The 18,521-nt window shown below is 72.7% G+C and carries 19 protein-coding genes; 6 read left to right on the top strand and 13 right to left on the bottom strand.

What is annotated here, in order from left to right; all coding sequences use genetic code 11:
- Positions 1-78: 78 nt before the first annotated feature.
- Complete coding sequence (locus P4R38_RS10455) at positions 79-753, bottom strand: GNAT family N-acetyltransferase (RefSeq protein ID WP_277192083.1); 675 nt, start codon at positions 751-753, stop codon at positions 79-81.
- Positions 754-864: 111 nt separating this feature from the next.
- Between P4R38_RS10455 and P4R38_RS10460 the strand changes: the two genes are divergently transcribed.
- From P4R38_RS10460 to P4R38_RS10475, 4 genes are all read left to right on the top strand, one after another.
- Positions 865-1,242, top strand: coding sequence for a hypothetical protein (locus tag P4R38_RS10460; RefSeq protein ID WP_277192084.1), 378 nt, complete (start codon positions 865-867; stop codon positions 1,240-1,242).
- A gap of 142 nt (positions 1,243-1,384) precedes the next feature.
- Complete coding sequence (locus tag P4R38_RS10465; RefSeq protein WP_277192085.1) at positions 1,385-1,759, top strand: ArsR/SmtB family transcription factor; 375 nt, start codon at positions 1,385-1,387, stop codon at positions 1,757-1,759.
- Entirely contained in the window at positions 1,756-2,259 is a 504-nt protein-coding gene (locus P4R38_RS10470; protein WP_277192086.1) for an SRPBCC family protein, read from the top strand. Before P4R38_RS10465 ends, P4R38_RS10470 begins: the two co-directional genes overlap by 4 nt.
- Positions 2,256-2,828 (top strand): TIGR03086 family metal-binding protein, encoded by a 573-nt coding sequence (locus tag P4R38_RS10475; protein ID WP_277192087.1) that lies wholly within the window; start codon positions 2,256-2,258, stop codon positions 2,826-2,828. Before P4R38_RS10470 ends, P4R38_RS10475 begins: the two co-directional genes overlap by 4 nt.
- A 3-nt stretch (positions 2,829-2,831) precedes the next feature.
- Here the strand turns inward: P4R38_RS10475 and P4R38_RS10480 are convergent, their stop codons facing one another.
- From P4R38_RS10480 to P4R38_RS10500, 5 genes are all read right to left on the bottom strand, one after another.
- Positions 2,832-4,775, bottom strand: coding sequence for a right-handed parallel beta-helix repeat-containing protein (locus P4R38_RS10480; protein WP_277192088.1), 1,944 nt, complete (start codon positions 4,773-4,775; stop codon positions 2,832-2,834).
- A 200-nt stretch (positions 4,776-4,975) separates the two neighbouring features.
- On the bottom strand, positions 4,976-5,788 hold the full coding sequence (locus P4R38_RS10485; RefSeq protein ID WP_277192089.1) for a sugar phosphate isomerase/epimerase family protein: 813 nt from the start codon (positions 5,786-5,788) through the stop codon (positions 4,976-4,978).
- Entirely contained in the window at positions 5,785-6,717 is a 933-nt protein-coding gene (locus P4R38_RS10490; protein ID WP_275237472.1) for a Ppx/GppA phosphatase family protein, read from the bottom strand. The genes P4R38_RS10485 and P4R38_RS10490 overlap by 4 nt, the downstream gene beginning before the upstream one ends.
- 56 nt (positions 6,718-6,773) lie before the next feature.
- Positions 6,774-7,808, bottom strand: coding sequence for a gluzincin family metallopeptidase (locus tag P4R38_RS10495; RefSeq protein WP_277192090.1), 1,035 nt, complete (start codon positions 7,806-7,808; stop codon positions 6,774-6,776).
- A gap of 51 nt (positions 7,809-7,859) precedes the next feature.
- Positions 7,860-8,762 carry a hypothetical protein gene (locus tag P4R38_RS10500; protein ID WP_277192091.1) on the bottom strand — a complete coding sequence of 301 codons (903 nt, stop codon included), beginning with the start codon at positions 8,760-8,762 and terminating at the stop codon, positions 7,860-7,862.
- A 384-nt stretch (positions 8,763-9,146) separates the two neighbouring features.
- Here P4R38_RS10500 and P4R38_RS10505 point away from each other — a divergent pair, with 384 nt between their 5' ends.
- Both P4R38_RS10505 and P4R38_RS10510 read left to right on the top strand, forming a co-directional pair.
- On the top strand, positions 9,147-9,941 hold the full coding sequence (locus tag P4R38_RS10505) for a hypothetical protein (protein WP_277192092.1): 795 nt from the start codon (positions 9,147-9,149) through the stop codon (positions 9,939-9,941).
- A complete protein-coding gene (locus P4R38_RS10510) occupies positions 9,938-10,636 on the top strand; it encodes a class I SAM-dependent methyltransferase (RefSeq protein WP_277192093.1) in 699 nt (232 codons plus the stop codon). The genes P4R38_RS10505 and P4R38_RS10510 overlap by 4 nt, the downstream gene beginning before the upstream one ends.
- On the opposite strand, the gene P4R38_RS10515 is transcribed toward P4R38_RS10510, so the two are convergent.
- Genes P4R38_RS10515 through pnuC form a run of 7 tightly spaced genes read right to left on the bottom strand, consistent with a single transcriptional unit; the run spans position 10,630 to position 18,518 of the window.
- Complete coding sequence (locus P4R38_RS10515) at positions 10,630-12,012, bottom strand: phenylacetate--CoA ligase family protein (protein WP_277192094.1); 1,383 nt, start codon at positions 12,010-12,012, stop codon at positions 10,630-10,632. The two genes, P4R38_RS10510 and P4R38_RS10515, sit on opposite strands and share 7 nt — an antisense overlap.
- Entirely contained in the window at positions 12,005-12,622 is a 618-nt protein-coding gene (locus tag P4R38_RS10520; protein WP_277192095.1) for a hypothetical protein, read from the bottom strand. Before P4R38_RS10520 ends, P4R38_RS10515 begins: the two co-directional genes overlap by 8 nt.
- A complete protein-coding gene (locus P4R38_RS10525) occupies positions 12,619-14,370 on the bottom strand; it encodes a hypothetical protein (protein ID WP_277192096.1) in 1,752 nt (583 codons plus the stop codon). Before P4R38_RS10525 ends, P4R38_RS10520 begins: the two co-directional genes overlap by 4 nt.
- A complete protein-coding gene (locus P4R38_RS10530; RefSeq protein WP_275237464.1) occupies positions 14,367-15,320 on the bottom strand; it encodes a hypothetical protein in 954 nt (317 codons plus the stop codon). The genes P4R38_RS10525 and P4R38_RS10530 overlap by 4 nt, the downstream gene beginning before the upstream one ends.
- Positions 15,299-16,876, bottom strand: a complete 1,578-nt coding sequence (locus P4R38_RS10535) for a MoxR family ATPase (RefSeq protein ID WP_277192097.1) — start codon at positions 16,874-16,876, stop codon at positions 15,299-15,301. Before P4R38_RS10535 ends, P4R38_RS10530 begins: the two co-directional genes overlap by 22 nt.
- Positions 16,877-16,896: 20 nt before the next feature.
- Positions 16,897-17,922 (bottom strand): AAA family ATPase, encoded by a 1,026-nt coding sequence (locus P4R38_RS10540; protein WP_277192098.1) that lies wholly within the window; start codon positions 17,920-17,922, stop codon positions 16,897-16,899.
- Positions 17,919-18,518, bottom strand: coding sequence for a nicotinamide riboside transporter PnuC (pnuC, locus tag P4R38_RS10545; protein WP_275237461.1), 600 nt, complete (start codon positions 18,516-18,518; stop codon positions 17,919-17,921). Before pnuC ends, P4R38_RS10540 begins: the two co-directional genes overlap by 4 nt.
- Positions 18,519-18,521: the final 3 nt, after the last annotated feature.

An 18,521-nucleotide genomic window follows, 5' to 3' on the forward strand; every position in this document is an offset into this window, starting at 1 on the left:
ACCTGGACCGCCGCGAGAACGGTGATGAGCAGTATCAGTCCTGCCGCGATGCCATGCGCTGAGCCCGCCCGAGCCGGCTCACCCTCTCACCTGCTTCAGCTGGTCGCGTGCTCGCTCGACACCCGTCATGACGACCGGGCCGCCGAGCAGCTCGGCGTTCTGCGCGCGTACGGCCTCCCAACGCTCGACGGACATGCGGTGCCGATGGCGGGTCGCCGCCTGTCCGTCCCGGTCGACCCGCGACCGGCCATCGGGTTCGTAACCGACGCGGCGTGACGTGGCGTTGGACGAGACGTTGTCGGCGAACGCGGTCGACACGACGTGCGCAGCGCCCAGCCCCTCGAACAGCAGCCAGAGCATCAGGACCCGCATCCGCGTTCCGATGCCTTGTCCCTGGTGCGCTCGGCCCAGCCACGATCCGGTCTCCGCCTCGCGGAGGACAGCCCAGCCGTCACCCCAGGCGGCTTGCACGCCCACCGGCTCGCCGCGACGCACGACGGCGAGCTCGAGCCGCATGCTCCGCGCGTCGAACTGCGAACGGGCACCCCACTGGTAGGCGATCAGCGTGCGCGCCACCTGCTGCGGCGTCCCCCGGGTCCACGGAACGGTGAACGGCATCGTCTCGGGCGTGTGCACGCCGCGACCGGCCAGCTCGGCAAGCCGGACCAGCAGCTCGTCGGTGATCCACCGCAGCTCCAGATCCCCGGCCGCGATCCGCAGACCCGCCGCCGGCCAGACGCCCTCGATCGACATGGCGGAGAGTCTCGCAGCCGGCCGCACGAGTCGGTGGCCGAACCGACGTGCGGCGCGCGCCTCATCGCTCGCCCTGAACGCGAGATCGACGTCGGCAGTACTGTTCGGTCCGTGTCAGTGATCGCGCGGGTGTACGGCCTCGACCCGAGGACCCGGGCCGGAATCGGTGTGCTGTGCGTGCTCGCGACCTTCGCCCTCATCTGGGCAGACACGTACTGGGTCATCGCCGTCCTTCCTTTCCTGCTCGGCACGTCGATCACTAACCGCCTCGTGCCCGGGGGTCGACGCAACCTCGTGCCTCGGACCAGCCCGCCCGGGCCCGCGAGGAGCCGGCTCCCGTTCAGCCTCGCCGCGGGCGCTGTCCTCGTCATCGGCGCGGCCGCGGCCTTCGTCACGGACGACATGGCGTACGTGGCCGTCGCCTCTGTCGGGACGATCGCCATCACGGTCGCGGCCGATGCGCTGGCGCCCAGCCGACCGGCGCGCTGAGCAGGCGTCAGAGGTCGGCTGAACCGATCCGGCGCACGCGAGTCGGTACGGACACTCCCGGATCTCAACCGATCGGTTGACAACGTCTCGGGCGCGGTCGTACGGTCAGGTTATTCAACCAACGAGTTGAGGAGGGATCGAGGTGGAGGACCAGCTGTCCCGGGTCTTCGCGGCCCTGGCCGACCCGACCCGGCGCGACATCGTCGCTCGGCTGGCCGTGCGCGACGCCACCGTCGGCGAGATCGCGGAGCCGTACGACGTCTCCGTCCAGGCTGTCTCCAAGCACCTGAAGGTGCTGGAGTCCGCCGGTCTCGTCAGCCGTACGCGAGACGCGCAGCGCCGGCCCTGCCACCTGGAGGCGGAGGTGTTCGACCTCATGACGAAGTGGATCGAGCGCTACCAGAAGGAGGCCGAGGAGCGGTTCAGCCGCCTCGACGACCTGCTGGGGCGCATGGACGACGACGGGGCGGTACGCCCGCCGACACAGGACGACCGGAAGCGAGGAGCAGCATCATGAGCAACGCACCGACCAAGCGGGAGGCCCAGATCGTGGCCGACCCCGACGTACCGACGATCACCATCACCCGCGAGTTCGACGCACCGCCGGAGAAGGTCTACCGCGCCTGGGCCGAGCCCGAGCTGGTGAAGCAGTGGATGGGCCCCCGATCCATCGACATGCAGATCCACACCTGGGAGTGCCGTACGGGCGGCAGCTACCGGTACGACGCGCAGCGGGACGGCGAGGCCGTCGCCCACTTCTTCGGCTCCTTCCACGAGGCCGTGCCGGGCGAGCGCCTGGTGCAGACCTTCGGGTTCGAGGAGCTACCCGGTGCCGTGGCGCTGGAGACGATGACGTTCGAGCCGCTCGACGACGGCAGGCGGTGCCGCATCGTCGCGGTCTCGGTCGTGGACTCGATGGAGGCGCAGGCCGGGATGATGGCCAGCGGCATGGAGGTCGGCATCCAGGAGGGCTACGAGAAGCTCGACGAGCTGCTCGCCTCCGGGGGCGTCCGATGAGCGGACCCGCCGACGAGCACCGCCGGGTCGCCGCCGCCTTCACCGAGCGGGTCCGGGGCACCCAGGACTGGGACGCCCCGGCCCCGCCCGAGGGCTGGGTCGCGCGCGACGTCGTCCGGCACCTGGTGGAGTGGTTCCCGCCGTTCCTGCGCGGTGGCTCCGGCGTCGAGCTGCCGGCCGGACCGTCCGTCGACGACGACCCGGTGGGCGCCTGGCAGAACCTCACCGACGGCGTCCAGGCCGTCCTGGACGACCCGGCCACGGCGGGCAGGACGCTGCGCAACGAGCACATCGGCGAGCTGCCGCTGGACCGCGCGATCGACCAGTTCTACACCTCCGACGTCTTCATGCACACCTGGGACCTCGCCCGCGCGACCGGTCAGGACGAGACGCTCGACGCGGCCAAGTGCCAGGAGATGTACGACGGGATGCAGGCGTACGACGAGGTGCTGCGCTCCAGCGGCCAGTACGGCCCGCGCGTGCCCGTCCCCGACGACGCCGACCCGCAGACCCGGCTGCTCGCGTTCATCGGCCGCGACCCGCACGCGCCGTCGGCACGCCCGAGCTGACGGCTAGGGCGGGCTGAGCGCACCCCGGTCGCGCGGACCGGCCGCCGGCACACCGAGGGCGGCGGCCACGTCCGCGGGCAGGGGCGTCGCGCTCCCCTTCGCGACGCTGCCCGTCCGCACCCGGTAGTCACCGGCCGCCTCGTTCACGAAGAAGGGGTCGGCGGAGCCGCTGATCCAGTGGCTCCGCGCGCCGAGTCCCCAGTCGGTCTGGAACGCGGCCAGGGATCCGTAGTAGCGGCCGGCGCGGTCCGGGGACTGGACGAACGCGAACTTCGGCGCGGTGCCGTTGCGCTGGTGGCAGGAGTTGTCCGACATAGCGGAGAAGTACTCCTTGACGTCCGTCCCGGGCCGGATCCCGATGGCGTGGTCCTCGATCCCGAAGGACAGGCCGTTGCCGACGATCAGGTTGTCGGCGACGGCGACGCGGGTGGTGTCGGGGCCGACGCCGCTGTCGGTGCTCGAGGACCGGGGGTCGTCGTAGATCTTCATGCCCTGGACGTTGCCGACCAGCGTGTTGTTGTAGACCTTGGTGCTGGCGGAGGCGACCCCGATGCCGTTCTGGCTGCTCGTGATCACGTTGCCGGCGATGATCCCGCTGTCCGAGACCTCGTGGAAGATCCCGACGCCCGGGTTGCCGGTGACCAGGTTGTACGTGTAGCTCGTGCGGCGACACAGCCCGTCGCACCAGAGCCCGTTGCCGTACCCCTCGCGCGCGCCCCGCGGTCCGACCGTGTTCTTCACGATGTTGCGACTGATCGTCGCTCCCTGCATGTGGGCCAGCTTGACCGCGGCCTGCGCGCACGAGGAGGTGCACCGCTCGCCGAAGCCCTCGGCGTTGTTGTGGTTGAACACGTTGCCCACGACCCGGAAGTCGTTGTCGATGTTCGAGCGGGACGTGCCGTTCGCCTGAAGTGCGGTGAACCCGTTGTTCGCGAGCACCGAGCCCGTGATCGCCGAGCCCTTCTTCGGGTTCGAGTACGTCAGCCCGCCGGCCGCGTTCTCGGCGAACACCGCGCGCTCCACCGAGGAGATCGATCCGCCGATGTAGACCGCCGCTGAGGTGAGGTTCTCGTACTGGTTGCTGGCGTAGCGGCGGAAGCCCACGCCCTTGAGGCTGCTCGAGCCACCGCCCCCCAGCACCAGGGCGGTCGGCCGCACGCTCAGCTCCAGCCGGTGCACGGCGGGGTCGGCGGCGACGTACAGCAGGCCGGCGGACCGGTCGTACGCGAACGTCCCCGCCGCGAGCGCGCGCTGCGGTCGCGACGCCGGGACCTGCCGAAGGGCGGCACCGTCGACGAAGGCCATCTGCGGGTCGACCGCCATGACGTTGGAGGGGTTGTTCGTGTTGTCCTGGTGGGCGCACGGGCCGTTCGGACCCTGGTCGTAGAGCCACCGCCAGTAGTACTGCCCGCTGCACAGCCACGGCGTCACCCACGGGGTCGCCCACAGCCGTTCGCCGATCTTGCTCCACAGGTTCCTCGGGCGCAGGTCGGCCCCGGTGAACCAGGGCCTCTCGTGCGGGTACGCCTGGATGTGCACCGGCTTGGGCACCACCTTCGGCGCGCTTCCCGAGTGGTACCAGTCGCGGTACTCCCCGCCGCGGACGACCACCGTCCCGCCGGCGGGGGTCACGTCGATCGCCCGGTTCAGGGTGCGGACCGCGGTCGCCGGCGTCCGTCCCGAGGCCGCGTCGTTGCCGGTGGTCGACAGGTACGTCGCCCCGGTCGGGATCGCGTACGCGGTGTCGGGCAGCGTCCGTCCGGACTCGTCCAGCCCCAGGCTCGTCGGTAGCGGACCCGAGGCCACGGCCCGGCCGACGGCCTGCGCCGGCATCTCGGCCGACGCCGGTGCCGACAGCCCCCAGGCCGCCGTGGTCAGGACCATCAGCAGCGGGACGATCACGCTCACCGTGCGGCGGACGGGGGACGATCGGACGATCTGCGCCATGCGCGTGCTCCTTGCCGCCGTGCTCGTCGGCAGGGACAGCAGCTGCGCACGCGGTCCGGTGCCCTCCTTCGAGGGAAGGCCACGCCAGGACAGCGTTCAACCAGGAACGCGCAAAGAGTCGGTCAGGTTCGTCACGAATGCGACGATGCTCTGCTAAGCGCTGGGAGGTCTGCCAGCTCGCCGCGCGCCGACACGGGGGGCTACTCCGCCGCCGGCGGGCCGGCCGTCGCGAAGTGCAGGCGCGCGAAGGCCAGCGCCTCCATCAGGTCCAGCTCCCGCTGCTCCTCGTCCAGCCGACGGGTCCCGACCTCCACGACGATGTCGCCCGAGAAGTCTTGTCCCGCAAGGGTTTCCAGCAGCTCGGCGCAGGGCTGGGCGCCGCGGCCGGGCACCAGGTGCTCGTCCTTGTACGAGCCCAGGCCGTCGGCCAGGTGCACGTGCGCGAGCCGGTCCCCCAGCGCCCCGGCCATCGCGAGGGCGTCCGAGCCGGCCGTCGCCGTGTGGGACAGGTCGAGGGTGACGTTGCGGTAGTCGGCCTGCGTGGGGTCCCAGTGCGGCAGGTACGCCTGCATCTCCCGGGCTCGGGCGCGCCAGGGGAACATGTTCTCGACGGCCAGCCGTACGTGCGTACGGCCCTCGCGCTCGCGGACACCATCGACGAACTCCGCGGCGTAGTCCCGCTGCCACCGGAACGGCGGGTGCAGCACGACGGTGTCGGCTCCGACCTCCTCGGCCAGCTCGACCGAGCGGTCGACCTTCATCCACGGGTCCGTGCCCCACACGCGCTGGGTGAGCAGCAGGGTCGGCGCGTGGATGGAGCAGATCGGCAGGCCGTAGTGGTCGGCCACCCGGCGCAGCGCACCTGCCTCCTGGCTGATCGTCTCCGTCCAGACCATCACCTCGACGGCGTCGTACCCGAGGCGGGCCGCGATGTCGAAGGCCGAGGTCACCCCACCGGGGTAGACCGAGGCGGTCGACAGCCCCACGCGGGCCTGCGGGACATGAGCCGTCACGAGTCCTGACCCAGCCAGTCGAGCCGGCGCAGGATCACACCCTCGCGCAGGGCCCATGGACAGACGTCCAGCCGCTCGGCGCCCAGCAGGTCCATCGCGCCCTCGATGACCAGCGCGCCCGCGAGCAGCTGGGGCGCCCGCCCGATCGACACCCCGGGCAGGTCGGCGCGCTTGCTGGAACGCATCTGCGCCAGCCGCGGGATGAGGTCGGTGAGCTCGGACCGCTGCAGCGAGCGCGCGACGTACGGGCCCTCCTCGCTCGGGGCGGCGCCGGTGATGCGCGCGAGCGAGCGGACCGTCTTGCTGGTGCCGACGACGCGGTCGGCGGCGCCCAGGCGGGTGACGTCGCGGACCACCCGGCCGATGTCGGAGCGGACGCGCTTGCGCAGCGCCCGGACGTCGTCGAGGTCCGGGGGGTCACCGGGCAGCTCGCGGGTCAGGCGTCCCGCGCCGAGCGGCAGGCTCAGGGCGGCGTCCGGCTCCTCGTCCAGCCCGGCGGCGATCTCCAGCGACCCGCCGCCGACGTCGAGGCACAGCAGCCGGCCGCTGGACCAGCCGAACCACCGGCGTACGGCCAGGAACGTCAGCCGGGCCTCGTCGGCCCCGGACAGCACCTGCAGGTCGGCGCCGGTCTCCTCGCGGACCTGTTGCAGGACCTCGTCACCGTTGGGCGCCTCGCGGATCGCGCTCGTGGCGAAGGCCAGGAGGTCCTCGATGCCCTGGTCCTCGGCGACGGTCAGGCACTCGCCGACGAAGGTGGACAGCCGCTTGACGCCGCCCTCGGCGATGCTGCCGTCGTCGGTGGTGTGCTCCGAAAGCCGCAGCTCGATCTTGTGGGAGTAGGCAGGCAGTGGCTGCGCGCCGCGATGAGCGTCGACGACGAGCAGGTGGACCGTGTTCGAGCCCACGTCGATGACCCCGAGTCGCATGCCGCCAGGCTACCGACGCCACGCCCGTCCGTCGGGTCGGCGTCCGGTGCGCGGCGTCACAGGTCCGGGACGACCTCCAGGGAGCGCGCGGTGGTCCAGTCCCGGACGAGGGTGGTCTCGTCGAAGCCGTAGTGCTTCAGCAGCAGCTGGGTCGGCGTCAGCCGCTCGGCGGTGTCCCGCCGCGCCACGTCGTAGAACGCCATCAGCCTCGGCTCGCCGGCGCGCCGCACCAGGTAGCGGACGAAGGAGTAGGACGCCTCGTACGCCCTCGCCCGGTCCTGCATGTCCTCGGAGTCGAAGTCCGAGCCCGTGGGCAGCTCGGTGACGTCGGAGATGTCCGCCCAGACCCCGTCCGAGCCGACGATCCCGCGGCCGGCGTACTCGGCCACGCCCTCCATCAGCCAGGTCGGCATCGTCTCGGACGCCCCGACGATGGTGAGCGCGTGGAAGATCTCGTGGGTGACCAGGAGGTCGGGCGGGAAGTCGTCCTCGAGCGCCTCGTCGACGACGTCCGGCCGCAGGACGACCAGCGGCGCGTTGCCCGGGGAGAACCCGTCGCTCTGGTCCATCCCGGGGCCGGCGAGGTCGGCGTACTGGTCCTGGGTGTCCGGGCACAGGACGGGGATGACGACTCCCGGCGGGACCGGGCGGCCGGTGAGCCGGACGTCCCACGCCGTCCCCGCGGCGGCGGCCTGCGCGATCCGGCGCAACCGGCCGGTCGGCTGGCGGCCCACCACGGCGACCTGGCCGGCACGCACGACGCGCAGACCCGGTCGGTCGAGCATCGCGGTCAGTCCGGACCTGGCGATCGCGCGTCTTACGTCCGGCTGGGTGGACAGGGCCACCGGTTGTCCCACTGCGGACCGCTTCGCCGTCACGGGCAGTCGGGGCCTGTCGGCGGTGCCGCTCGAGGTGACATCGGCGCCGGGGACGGCTGGGGCGCCGCCGACGTCGGCGCTCGACGTCGCCGAGGGGACGGGGCGGTGGCTCAGCGCGGGCCGCGACGGCGCGATCACTCCGGAGCAGGACGTGCACAGCAGTGCGGTCGCGAGCGCGGTGCCGAGAGCGCGGCCGCGCGAGGGACGGATCATGGGCGGAAGTATGCAGCCTGGAACCGTCCCGTGGCCGGGCCGGCGGTCGGATCAGTCGTACTCCCAGCGCAAGCCGCTGACGCAGGGGGTCGTGGGCTCGGTCACCAGGTGGGCCCGGCCGCCGTGGTAGATCGGCACCGGGTGCTGCCGGGTGTCGGGGTCCTCCAGCCGCCGACGGCGGAACTCCTCCACCCGTACCGGCACCGCGTCGGGGTGGAACTGCAGCTCGACCACGTGGATGCCGCTGGGGTAGAGGTGCATCCGGTACTGCTCGTAGCTCGTGATGCGGTTGTCGTCCTTGATGACGTACTGGAAGACGTGGGTCTCCTGCCGGCGGACCAGCCGGTCGAACCACAGCTCGGCGACGACGATGCCCGTCCCGGCGTGACGCCCGAGCCGGCCGACGCGGCAGCCGCTGATGGCGAAGAACGAGATCTGGTCGACGTCGCAGCCCGGCTCACCCTGATACGTCACGACCGCCTGGTCGACGTCCTCCACCGCGCGGATCACCTGATGCACGTGCTTGGTCTCGATCGACCGCTCCCGGCCGATGGCGATGCCCTCGGTCACGCTCAGGCAGGCGCTCTGGCCCACCGACGGACTGCCCATCTGCGCGATCAACCCGTCGATGGTGTTGCCGAGGTCGCTGAGACCGGCCAGCCGGCTGCGACGGGCCTCGCGCGAGGCCTCCTCGGTCACCAGGTCGGTGAGGGTGGCCGGCGGCAGAGCCAGGACCTGCTCCAGCGCCTGGACGACGGGCAACGAGCGGGTCGTCGGCTGACGCTCGCCGTTCTGCCAGTACGACAGGGTGCTCACACCCACGTGCTGGCCCCGCGTGGCGAGGTGGTCCCGCACCCGGCTCAGCGCCAGGCCGCGATCGGCGATGGCGGCCCGCAGGGCCTCGTGGAACGGCGGACGGCCGGCGTCGCCGGCACTTCGTGAGGGGGTCTGCATGCTGCTTCGTTCTCCTGCTCCTCGCCGTGGCACGGAGGCCACGGTGAACACTCGCCGGTGCCCCCCGGCTGAATGTGAGCAGCGCGCGTCGACGGACTCACACCCGTCCGCCGTCCCCAACCCGCACCCTAGGGGACGTCGCTCCCGCCTCCGGCCCGACCGCAGGAAATGCCGCGAGCACCTTGCTGGGCGACACCCTGCACAACGCGTGTGGGAGGCCAGGTCCGGCTGCGATGGATCGGTCACGCCCTGCACGGCTGACCAGCGCCGTCGTCCACGTCAGCCCGCAGTCGGCCCACGCCGGGACGACGGCGGCGTGAGCGCGTCGGGGCTCGGCCGCACGTGCGTCGGTCGGCGCGGGGCCGGGCCGCCTAGAGTCGACACGTGCCCGAGACACCCCTGGAGACCCCCCGCACCTGGGTGGAGTTCGACAACCCGGCCGACGCGCAGGAGCGGTTCCGCTGCGACCTGACCTGGCTGACGTCGTCCTGGACCTGCATCTTCGGCAACGGCTGCCCCGGCATCTACGCCGACGCGCCCGACACCGGCTGCTGCACCCTCGGCGCGCATTTCTCCGACAAGGACGACATCAAGAACGTCAAGAAGGTCGTCGCCGAGCTCGGGCCGGACGAGTGGCAGTACTACGACGAGGGCCACTCCAAGGCGGGCTGGCGGGAGAAGGAGGACGGCGAGACCAAGACGCGCGTGGTCGACGGCGCGTGCATCTTCCACAACCGGCCCGGCTTCCCGGCCGGGTCCGGGTGCGCGCTGCACCAGCACGCACTCGCCGTCGGTGCCGAGCCGCACACCATGAAGCCCGACGTGTGCTGGCAGCTGCCGATCCGGCGTACGTACCGGACGGTCGAGCTGCCGGACGACACGTCCTACCTGGAGATCTCCATCGCCGAGTACGACCGGCGCGGCTGGGGGCCGGGCGGGCACGACCTCGACTGGTACTGCTCCGGGAACCCCGAGGCCCACGTCGGCGCCGACCCGGTCTACCTCTCCAACGCGGGCGAGCTGAGGCACCTGATGGGCGACGAGGGGTACGAGGTCCTGGTCACCCACTGCGAGGCGCACCTGGCGCTGGTCCGGACCGCACACAAGGGTCCCGGCGGTCGCGCGCTGCTGCCCCTGCTGGTGCACCCGGCGACGCTGGCGGCGCAGGACCATCGATGAGCCCCGAGCAGCACCAGGCGATCCCGTCACCGAACATCTGGGGTGACCCGGACGCGTACGAGATCGAGAACCTCGCCGTCGACCCCGACGGGGCGATCTGGGCGGCGATGCGCGCGGTCCGGGACTGGCGCGGCACGCGGGTGCTCGACATCGGGTGCGGCACCGGGTTCCACCTGCCGTACCTCGCCTCGACCGCCACGTACGTGATCGGCGTGGAGCCACATCTGCCGCTGTACGAGGTTGCCACTGAACGGATCTCGGGTCTGGACCACGCCGAGGTACGCCACGGTCTGGCCCAGGGGCTCCCGGTCGAGGACCACTCGATCGACGTCGTGCACAACCGGTGGGCGTACTTCTTCGGCCCCGGCTGCGAGCCCGGCCTGCGCGAGCTCGAGCGGGTCATGGCTCCCGGCGGCGTGGCGTTCCTGATCGACAACGACGCGACGCGGTCGACGTTCGGACGCTGGTTCCGCGACGCCTGGCCGGACGTGGATGCCTTTGCGGTGCAACGGTTCTGGGACAGGAACGGGTTCACGACGGTGCCGGTCATGATGCGCTGGTCGTTCGAGTCACGGGCCGACCTCGAACGCGTCGTCCGGATCGAGTTCAAGCCCGAGCAGTCCGACCGGATCCTGGCCGAGCACGATGGCCTGGAGGTCGACTACGCGGTCGCCGTCCGCTGGCGCCGTTACTGACCCAGCTCGCTGGCGAACCGGCGTGGTTTGCCCGGGCCCAGCGCGACCGGCCCACTCACCGGCTCGACCTCGACCGGCTGCTGCAGGAGCCGGTCGAACGCCTCGCGCAGCGCCGGGTGGTTGCCGCCGAGGCAGCGCGCGAGCACCGAGCCGTCCGCACGCTGGCGCACCGCCCACGCGCGTACCCCGTGCTGCTGCAGCCGCTGGGTCAGCTCGACCGACTGCACCGTACGGCCGTCCCCGGTGACGAACCGGACGGCGGCCCGGCCCTCCAACCCGACGATCCGGCGGTCCCGGCCCGCCCCGGTCAGCGCGCCCCGATCACCCGTGCGGTAGCGCAGGAGCGGGAGGTACGGGTTCTCCAGGCTCGTCACCACGATCTCGCCGGCCGACCCGTCCGCGAGAGAGCGTCCCGCGTCGTCGACCACCTCGACGTGGATGGTGCGGGGAAGGAGGTGGTGCCCCTCGCGCGAGCCGTACGCTGCCGCCACCGGACCGGTCTCCCGCAGGCCGTAGAGGTCGAGAACCGTTGTGCCACTTCGGGACTCGACGTACGACCGCGCGGCCGGGCTGAGGTCGACGGCACCGGAGACGAAGGCCAGTGGTGTGACCGGCAGGCCCAGGTCGACGTAGTCCATGAGGGTGAGCGCCGAGCCGGACACCACCTGCGGGTTCACCTCCGACAGGAACGCCGCCCGGTGGTCGAGGTCGGTCCAGGCGCTCGGGTGCAGGTTCACCCGGCTCATCAGCTGCTCGTCCCGCCACGTCATGGTCGAGGCGTACGTGAACGCCTGCTCCTGGTGGACGACGTTGAGCAGACCCAGGCGCGACGGATCCCGCGGCCAGGTGATCCCGCACCGTGACAGCAGGTGCTCGAGCAGTGGCAGGTCCCTGGCGATGTCGAGCGGGTGCCACGGGATCACCAGCGCCGAACCGGTGCTGCCCGAGCTGGTCCCCTGCACGACCCGTGACAGGTCGGCGTCCACGGGGACGAAGTCGGCGACGGCCCGGGCCAGGTCGGCGCGGCTGATCGTCGGCAGCTGCTCCCACCGGTCGACGCCGAGGCGCCGGTAGAACGGCACGACGGCGAGCAGCCGGTCCAGGCGCTCGAGCACGGCCGGCGGTGGCCCGTCGTCGCCGGCCGGCGGATCGGTCGCCAGCCCGTCGGTCCAGGCGTCCAGCGCCGCGTGGTCCTCGGGGGTCAGCAGATCGCCGCACTCGTGCGTCCAGACGGGCGCGCTCGGGTGGCAGCGCAACCCGTCCAACCGGCGACGCCCGTCCGGGGACGCGGTCGGCCAGCGCTCGTCGTCGGTCCGGACGGCCGCCCCGAGAGGTTCGTACCCGGGCAGGACGTCGGGCGTCCGACGCTCAGACATGGGTGTACTGCGCAGCGGCTTCCTGCGCCCTCTTCTCGGCCAGCCGACGAGCCAGCTCCTCGGCCTTGCGCTGCTCCTCCGCGGCGGCCCGCAGCGCGGCTCGGCGGGCGGCACTGCCCACCGCGACCCATCGGTCCTCGGCGACGCCGTGGGTCTCACCGCGCGGGCGCAGCCCGAGCACCCGGCACAACGCTCGGACGACCTCCTCGTGCCGCTCCGGGTCCTCACCCGTCCAGCGCGCCACCGGTACGGCGTCGGCCAGCCCGGCGAAGGAGAGCAGGGCACTCGCGACGGACTCGCCGTCGTACGAACGGCCCTCGCCCGGCGCCGTCCGCAGCAGCGGCGCGAGCGGTGGGCCCGCCACCATCCACGCGCCGACCTGGAGTGCGAGCCGCTCGGGCAGCGCGAGCTCGCCGAGCCCGCGGGCGCGGACGGCCTCGTCACCGGCCGGCCGCACTCCGGCCAGCCGGACCGCGTCGTTGACCAGCGGACCCGCCTCGACGTCGCCGGCCAGGAAGTCCGGCGGGATCGCCAGCAGGCGCCCGATCATCGCCTGCAGGTCGGGCCCCTCGACCGAGTGGTCGAGCGGATCGGTCAGTGGGTCACTCATGCGGCGGCACCTCCCCAGCTACGTCGTGCCATCACCCGGGCGAAGGCCACCAGGTCGTCCGGCGGCAGGCGCACCACCTCGTAGTCACCGGCGAGCTCGCGGGTGTCGTCCACGACGGACTCCGGGACGTCGAGCACCAGCGTCCCGCCACCGCCCGCCGCCGCCAGCGCCTCGTGCGCGGCCCCGGCGAGCTCCCTCGGCTGACCCTGGCCGAACATCGACCGGACGCCGTCGTCGGAGATGACCGCGATGTGGCACGTCTGCTCCCGCGTCTGCGGGCTCCGACCGCGGCTGCGGTGCGCGTGCGCCAGCTGCGCCAGCGGGAAGGACGTCCCGCCTCCGTGGTAGGTCAGCAGCGCGAGGACCGCGGCCGTACGGTCGCGCACGAAGTCGCCCGTGGAGGAGATCTGCTCCGGGCCGGCCCAGCTCGTGACGCGGACCCGGGCACCGACGCGCAGCGCCGACAGGACGAGCACCGCTCCACCGAGGACGGCCGGCGAGACGCTGCGGCGCGGGTCCGGCATCGAGCCGGAGGAGTCGACGTACAGGTCGAGGTCGACCGGGCGTCGCTCGCGCTCCGGTCCACTCGCGCGCTCGACGACCCGACGCTGCGTCGTCACTCCGGGCACGACGGTCGTGGACCGCAGCATCGTCGCGGCCCAGTCGATGTCCGCGGGGTCGTCGCCGAGGTCCCACGTCTGCATGCCCTGCCACTCCGGCTCTGCCGCCGGGGGTCGCGCCTGCCGCGGGAAGGGGACGAGGTGCCGAGACGCGCGACGCACGTACCAGTCGAGGGCCGCGTCCCGTCGCAGGTCCATGGCGCCGTAGAGGACCGCGAGATCGGAGGGACCGAACGACTGACCGCCCGACCCGCGCCCGGTCCTGGCCCGCTGGTCCGAGTCGTCGCCCGCCGAGGGAGCGGCCTCCTGCGAACCGTCGTCGTCCCCACCGGCGGAGCCACCGCCACCGCCGGACCCCTCGGCGCGGCCGGCTTCGGGGTTGACGCGCGGGTCGAGCGCGGGATGCAGCGGGACGCCGCCGGCCAGGTCGCCGTCGTCCAGCTCCGGCGCCTCGTCACCGTCGACGTGCACCCGGCACACGTCGACGCCGGCGTCGTCCTCGGGCATCCACCGTCGCATCAGGGCCGCGAATCCGCCTGCGCCCTCGACGAACTCGCGCGCGAAGACACGGGCATGCCTGGCCAGCAACGCCGCGTCGGTGTCCTGCTGCGCCGACACCGGGCCGGAGGTGAGCGTGCGGCGGGGCAGCTGCCAGAGCACCTCGCAGGTACGCAGGTAGACGGTGAAGTACGGCACGGAGGCACCGGCCGCGGCGGCGCGGTACGGCCCGGTCATGTCCAGCCCGCACTGGCGGGTCAGCCGGTCGTTGATGAGCAGGTCGGTCCACAGGTTGGCCATCTCGGCGGCGCGGCCGTCGCGATCGACGAGTCCGAGCCGGCACCGCTGGACCGTGCGGGCCAGACCGGTCAGGTCGGCCGGCGCGAGGACGTGGTGACCGATCTCGTGCGCCAGGACGGGCAGCGGGTCGTCCTGGATGCCGAGCGCGACGACGCGCCGCAGGTCGATCGTGGCGCGGACGTCGTCCAGGGAGAACCACGCGAGCGCGTCGACCGGCTGCGTGGCCTCGTCGGTGAGCAGCAGCGGCTCGGACAACCGCAGCGCCTGCCCCCAGCAGCTCAACGCCTCGGGCCAGGCCGCTGCCCAGCGCTCGTCGAGTGGGTCGGTCACGAGGCGACCTCCTCGGGGTGCAGCACCAGCTGGTAGGACGAGGCGAGGCTGGTCAGCACCGCTCCCCCGGCCCGGACGACCCCGGTCACGCCCGCCGCTCCGCGCTCAGCGGCAGCAGGCCGCCCGGCGGCCGGCGACTCACCACGCGGGACGACCGCCGCGCCGAAGGCATCCGCGACGACCGTCCAGTCCCCCTCGCGCGTGCGGACCTGCCACTCCGCGCCATCGCCGTCGAGCACGACGGGCGGCGTACGCCACGGGCCGCCGAAGCCCCGGAACCCGCCGACCCGCCGCGGCCAGCCGTCGCCGTCCGGCCACCACAGAGGGCGAACCTTGTTGCGCTGCAACGCTTCCCGCGCATCCGACACACCGAGCGCCGCGTCGAGCACCGGCTCCGGGAGGCCGCCGGAGATCCGCATCGCGGTGCCCCGCAGCCGGACGTGACCCGCGCGCCACGCGGCCACGACCCCGAGCCGGCGGAGGTCCTCGTCGGACACCTCACCCGGCCAGGCACCCGTCGCCGCCGCCATCCGGCGCGCCCACGCCGGGACGTCGCCGACCGCGTCCAGGTGTGCGGCCGCCGTGGTCAGGTCGGTCAGCAGCTGGGGGGTGGTGGCGCTGAGGTCGCCGCCGAGCGACGGCCAGATCCCCGTGAGCGCCCACCGGCGTACCGACGACGGCGCGAACCGACGGGCGGCGACCAGCCGAGCGACGTGCACGGCGAGCGCGGGAGCCCAACGGTCGGCGTCGAGCCGGTGGCGCGCCACGCAGGCGTCGAACGCCGGTCCGACCGACCGGAGCGCCTCGACGAGGCTCGGGTCGTCGGCGCCGTCGGCCCGAGGTGCCGCCAGCAGGGACTCGATCCGAGCGGCGTCCCGGCGCAGCGCAGCTGCCCAGAGCGGTGCCGGGTCGTCGCCGTCCGCCGGGCTCAGCCCGACCACCGCAGCCACGCCAGGTAGTTGGTGTAGCGCTGGTGCAGGTACTTCAGCGCGAGCGCGTCGTCGTACAGGTGGCCGTACAGCTTGCGCTGCGCCGACATCTGCTCCAGGAGGTCCTCGATCCGGTGCAGGCGGCTGCGGACCTCGTGCTCCGGCGTCCCGTCCAGACCACGGTCGAACTGCGCGAGCTCGTGGCCGACCGGGTCGTCGTGGTCGAGCCCGGCCGCGTCGTACTGCCGGCACGTCGTGTCGAACATCGTGCGCAGCCAGGAGACGCGGTCCAGCCGCAGCTCCTCGGCCCGCTGCTGGTCGAAGACCGGCGAGTCGGGGTCCATCGGCAGCTTCTGGAGCAGCACGTACGGCAGCACCGCGCGCAGGTGGTCCAGGCCGACCTCGGCGTCGCCGCGGAAGTAGGCCATCGCCTTGCTGTACGCGATGAGCGACTGCAGCGACCGCACGGACAGGCCGGCGGTGGTCTGGGTACCGACGTCGATCAGCGCGTCGCGGCCGGAGTCGGTCTGCTGCACCAGGTGCGGGTCGACGCCCGCGAGTCGTGCCGTGTCCTTGGTGCGGTACTCGAACTGCCGCCCGCCGCGCTCGAGGAACTCCAGCTGGCCGGCGAAGAACTCCAGCCGACGCAGCACCGGTCGCGGGATCGGTACGTCGAGGACGGCGCGGTGCAGACGGTCGTGCTCGCGCTCGGTGAAGACGATGGACTCCGGCACGGCCTCCTCCGGCCGCAACCCCCGCTCGGCCCGCGACACCAGCGCCGACAGGAACCGGTTGTTGAACGGCAGCGCCGGGACGACCACGTCGATGCGGTCGCGCAGCGCGTCGATGACCTGGTACGTGCCACCGCCCGCGTCGTCGTTCGCGGTGAGGTACCAGGCGCTGCGCCCTGTCTCGTAGACCTGGTCGAAGCTCTCGACGTACCCGTCGGCCAGCACGGTCAGCAGCGCGGACTGCGTACGGGTCGGGATGCGGTTGTACTCGTCGACGATCTTGACGCGCATGCCGAGCCAGCCGCGCCAGGCGACGTCGACGTCGGCCAGCCGGTCGGCCTCGACGAGGTCGCGCGGCAGCGGCGTCCCGAACATGTCGCTGACCGTCAGCTGCGGGTGACCGTGCTGCATGGCGCGGCGCATCTCCCGCGGGGTGTAGCCGGCGAGCACGCCCATCAGCAGGGCGCTGGCCGTCTTGCCGCGCCCCGGCCCGCCCACCATGAGGCAGCGCCCGCGCACCATGAACGTCAGCAGCGGCATGAGCACGTAGCTGGAGTAGGACTGGCCGCTCGGCAGGACCAGCTCGGCCCGCGCGTCGCCGAACCGGAACCGCCGGCTCGGACCGTCCTCGAACTCCACGTCGTAGTGCGGGCTGATGATGGCGTGGTTGGTGATCCAGAAGTACGCCTGGCGCAGCTTCTCGTCCAGCGGCGGCCCCTGCTCGGCCGTACCCGCGGTGGACCCGTAGAGATCGGTCAGGTCGAGCGCGACGCCGGCGGTCGCACCCGGTCCCGGGCGCGTCGGGGCGTTGGAGACGTGACCCAGCTCGTCCTGCTCCTGTCGCATCCCGGGGATTCTGCCACCGCTCATCCCAGCGGGTCCTTCAGCGACCAGCCCGCGGCGACCAGCGCGTCGACCGCGGCCACGGCGGCGCCCATCCGCTCGGCGTGCGACCCGCGTACCTCCTGCCACGGCACCGCCTGTGCGGCCAGGACCTCGCGGAACCGCTCCTGCATCCAGCCGCGTACGTGCTCACCATCGCGCATCCCGTCCTGGACGAACGGGATCTCGTCACCGGTGAGCAGGTACAGGTCGGGGGTACGGCGACCGGCGGCGTACGCCTCCACGCTCGCCGAGCGCGACCCGACGTAGCGCTCGTGCCACAGCGTCGTCGCGAGCGCGTCGGTGTCGCAGACGATCAGCGGCCGCGGCGCGGTCGCTGCGGCTCGGTCCTCCTGCGCGGACTGCTCGCGCGCGACGAGGTCGAACTCGCCCGTGTGCCAGGGCGCTTCGGGCCCGCCGGCGCGCAGCAGGGTCCACTCCCGACCGAACTCCGGCACCCACGTCGTGCCGTAGTGCTCCGCGAGGGCGCGGGAGAGGGTGGTGGTCCCGGTGGACTCCGCGCCGACGACCACGACGCGACGGGCGAACGACGCGCGCACCGGGGCGGAGAGCGCCCACCAGTGGCCGGCGACGTCGGCCCGGACCGCGGTACCCGACACCGGCGTAGCCACCCTCCCCGGGTCGCACTGCATCCACTGCGCATCGAGCCGACGGGCCAGCTCGGCGCCGTACGCGTCGCTGGTGAGGACGGCGTCGACCGGGGCGTCCAGCAGCGCCTCGATGACCGTCATGTGCTGGTCCCAGGCGGCGGCCGAGTCGAAGTCGACCTCGCCCTCGTCGTAGGCCCCCACCACGCGGACGGTCGGGTGCTCGGCCCGGACCCAGGCCATCCGCTCCTCCAGCGGGATCGACTCGACCTGCGAGGCGTGCACCTGGACGGTGACCCGCTCGCACACCGCCGTCGCCTGGCGGATCAGGGCCTGGTGGCCGGCGTGCAGTGGGTACAACTTGCCGAGGACGAGCCCGTGCCCGAACGCAGGGGCGCTCATGCCTGCGCTCCGACGGGTACCGGCTCGTGCGGGCTCGTCGCGTCGGCAGCCACCCGGCGCCACTGCACCAGCCCGAGCGTCGCCAGCCCGAGGAAGCCCAGGTACAGCACCGCGGTCAGGGCCAGGTCCTTGTGCAGGTACAGCGGGACGTAGATCAGGTCCGCGACGATCCACAGCACCCAGCTGCCGACCCACTTGCGGTTGAGCATCAGCTGGGCGACCAGGCTCAGCGACGTCGTGAGCGCGTCCCAGATCGCGACGTCGGAGTCGGTGTGCCGGGTCAGCAGGATCCAGATGACCGCGGTGCCCGCCGCCGTCAGCGCCACCGCCGCCGGCCATCCCCAGGCCGGCGTCGGGCGGACGGCGAGCGGCTCGTGCCGCGGGCCACCACGCAGCCACCAGTACCAGCCCAGCGCACCCAGCAGGAGGTAGACGACCTGCAACGCCGCGTCGCCGTACAGCCCGGCGCCCACGAAGAGGACGACGAACAGGACGTTGTTGGCGATGCCGACGGGGAAGTTCCAGATGTTGCGGCGCACGACGAGCCACACGCACACCGCGCCGGAGACGAACCCGGCGACCTCGGTCCACGACATCGG

This window comes from Luteipulveratus flavus, assembly GCF_029439465.1.
Taxonomy (GTDB): domain Bacteria; phylum Actinomycetota; class Actinomycetes; order Actinomycetales; family Dermatophilaceae; genus Luteipulveratus; species Luteipulveratus flavus.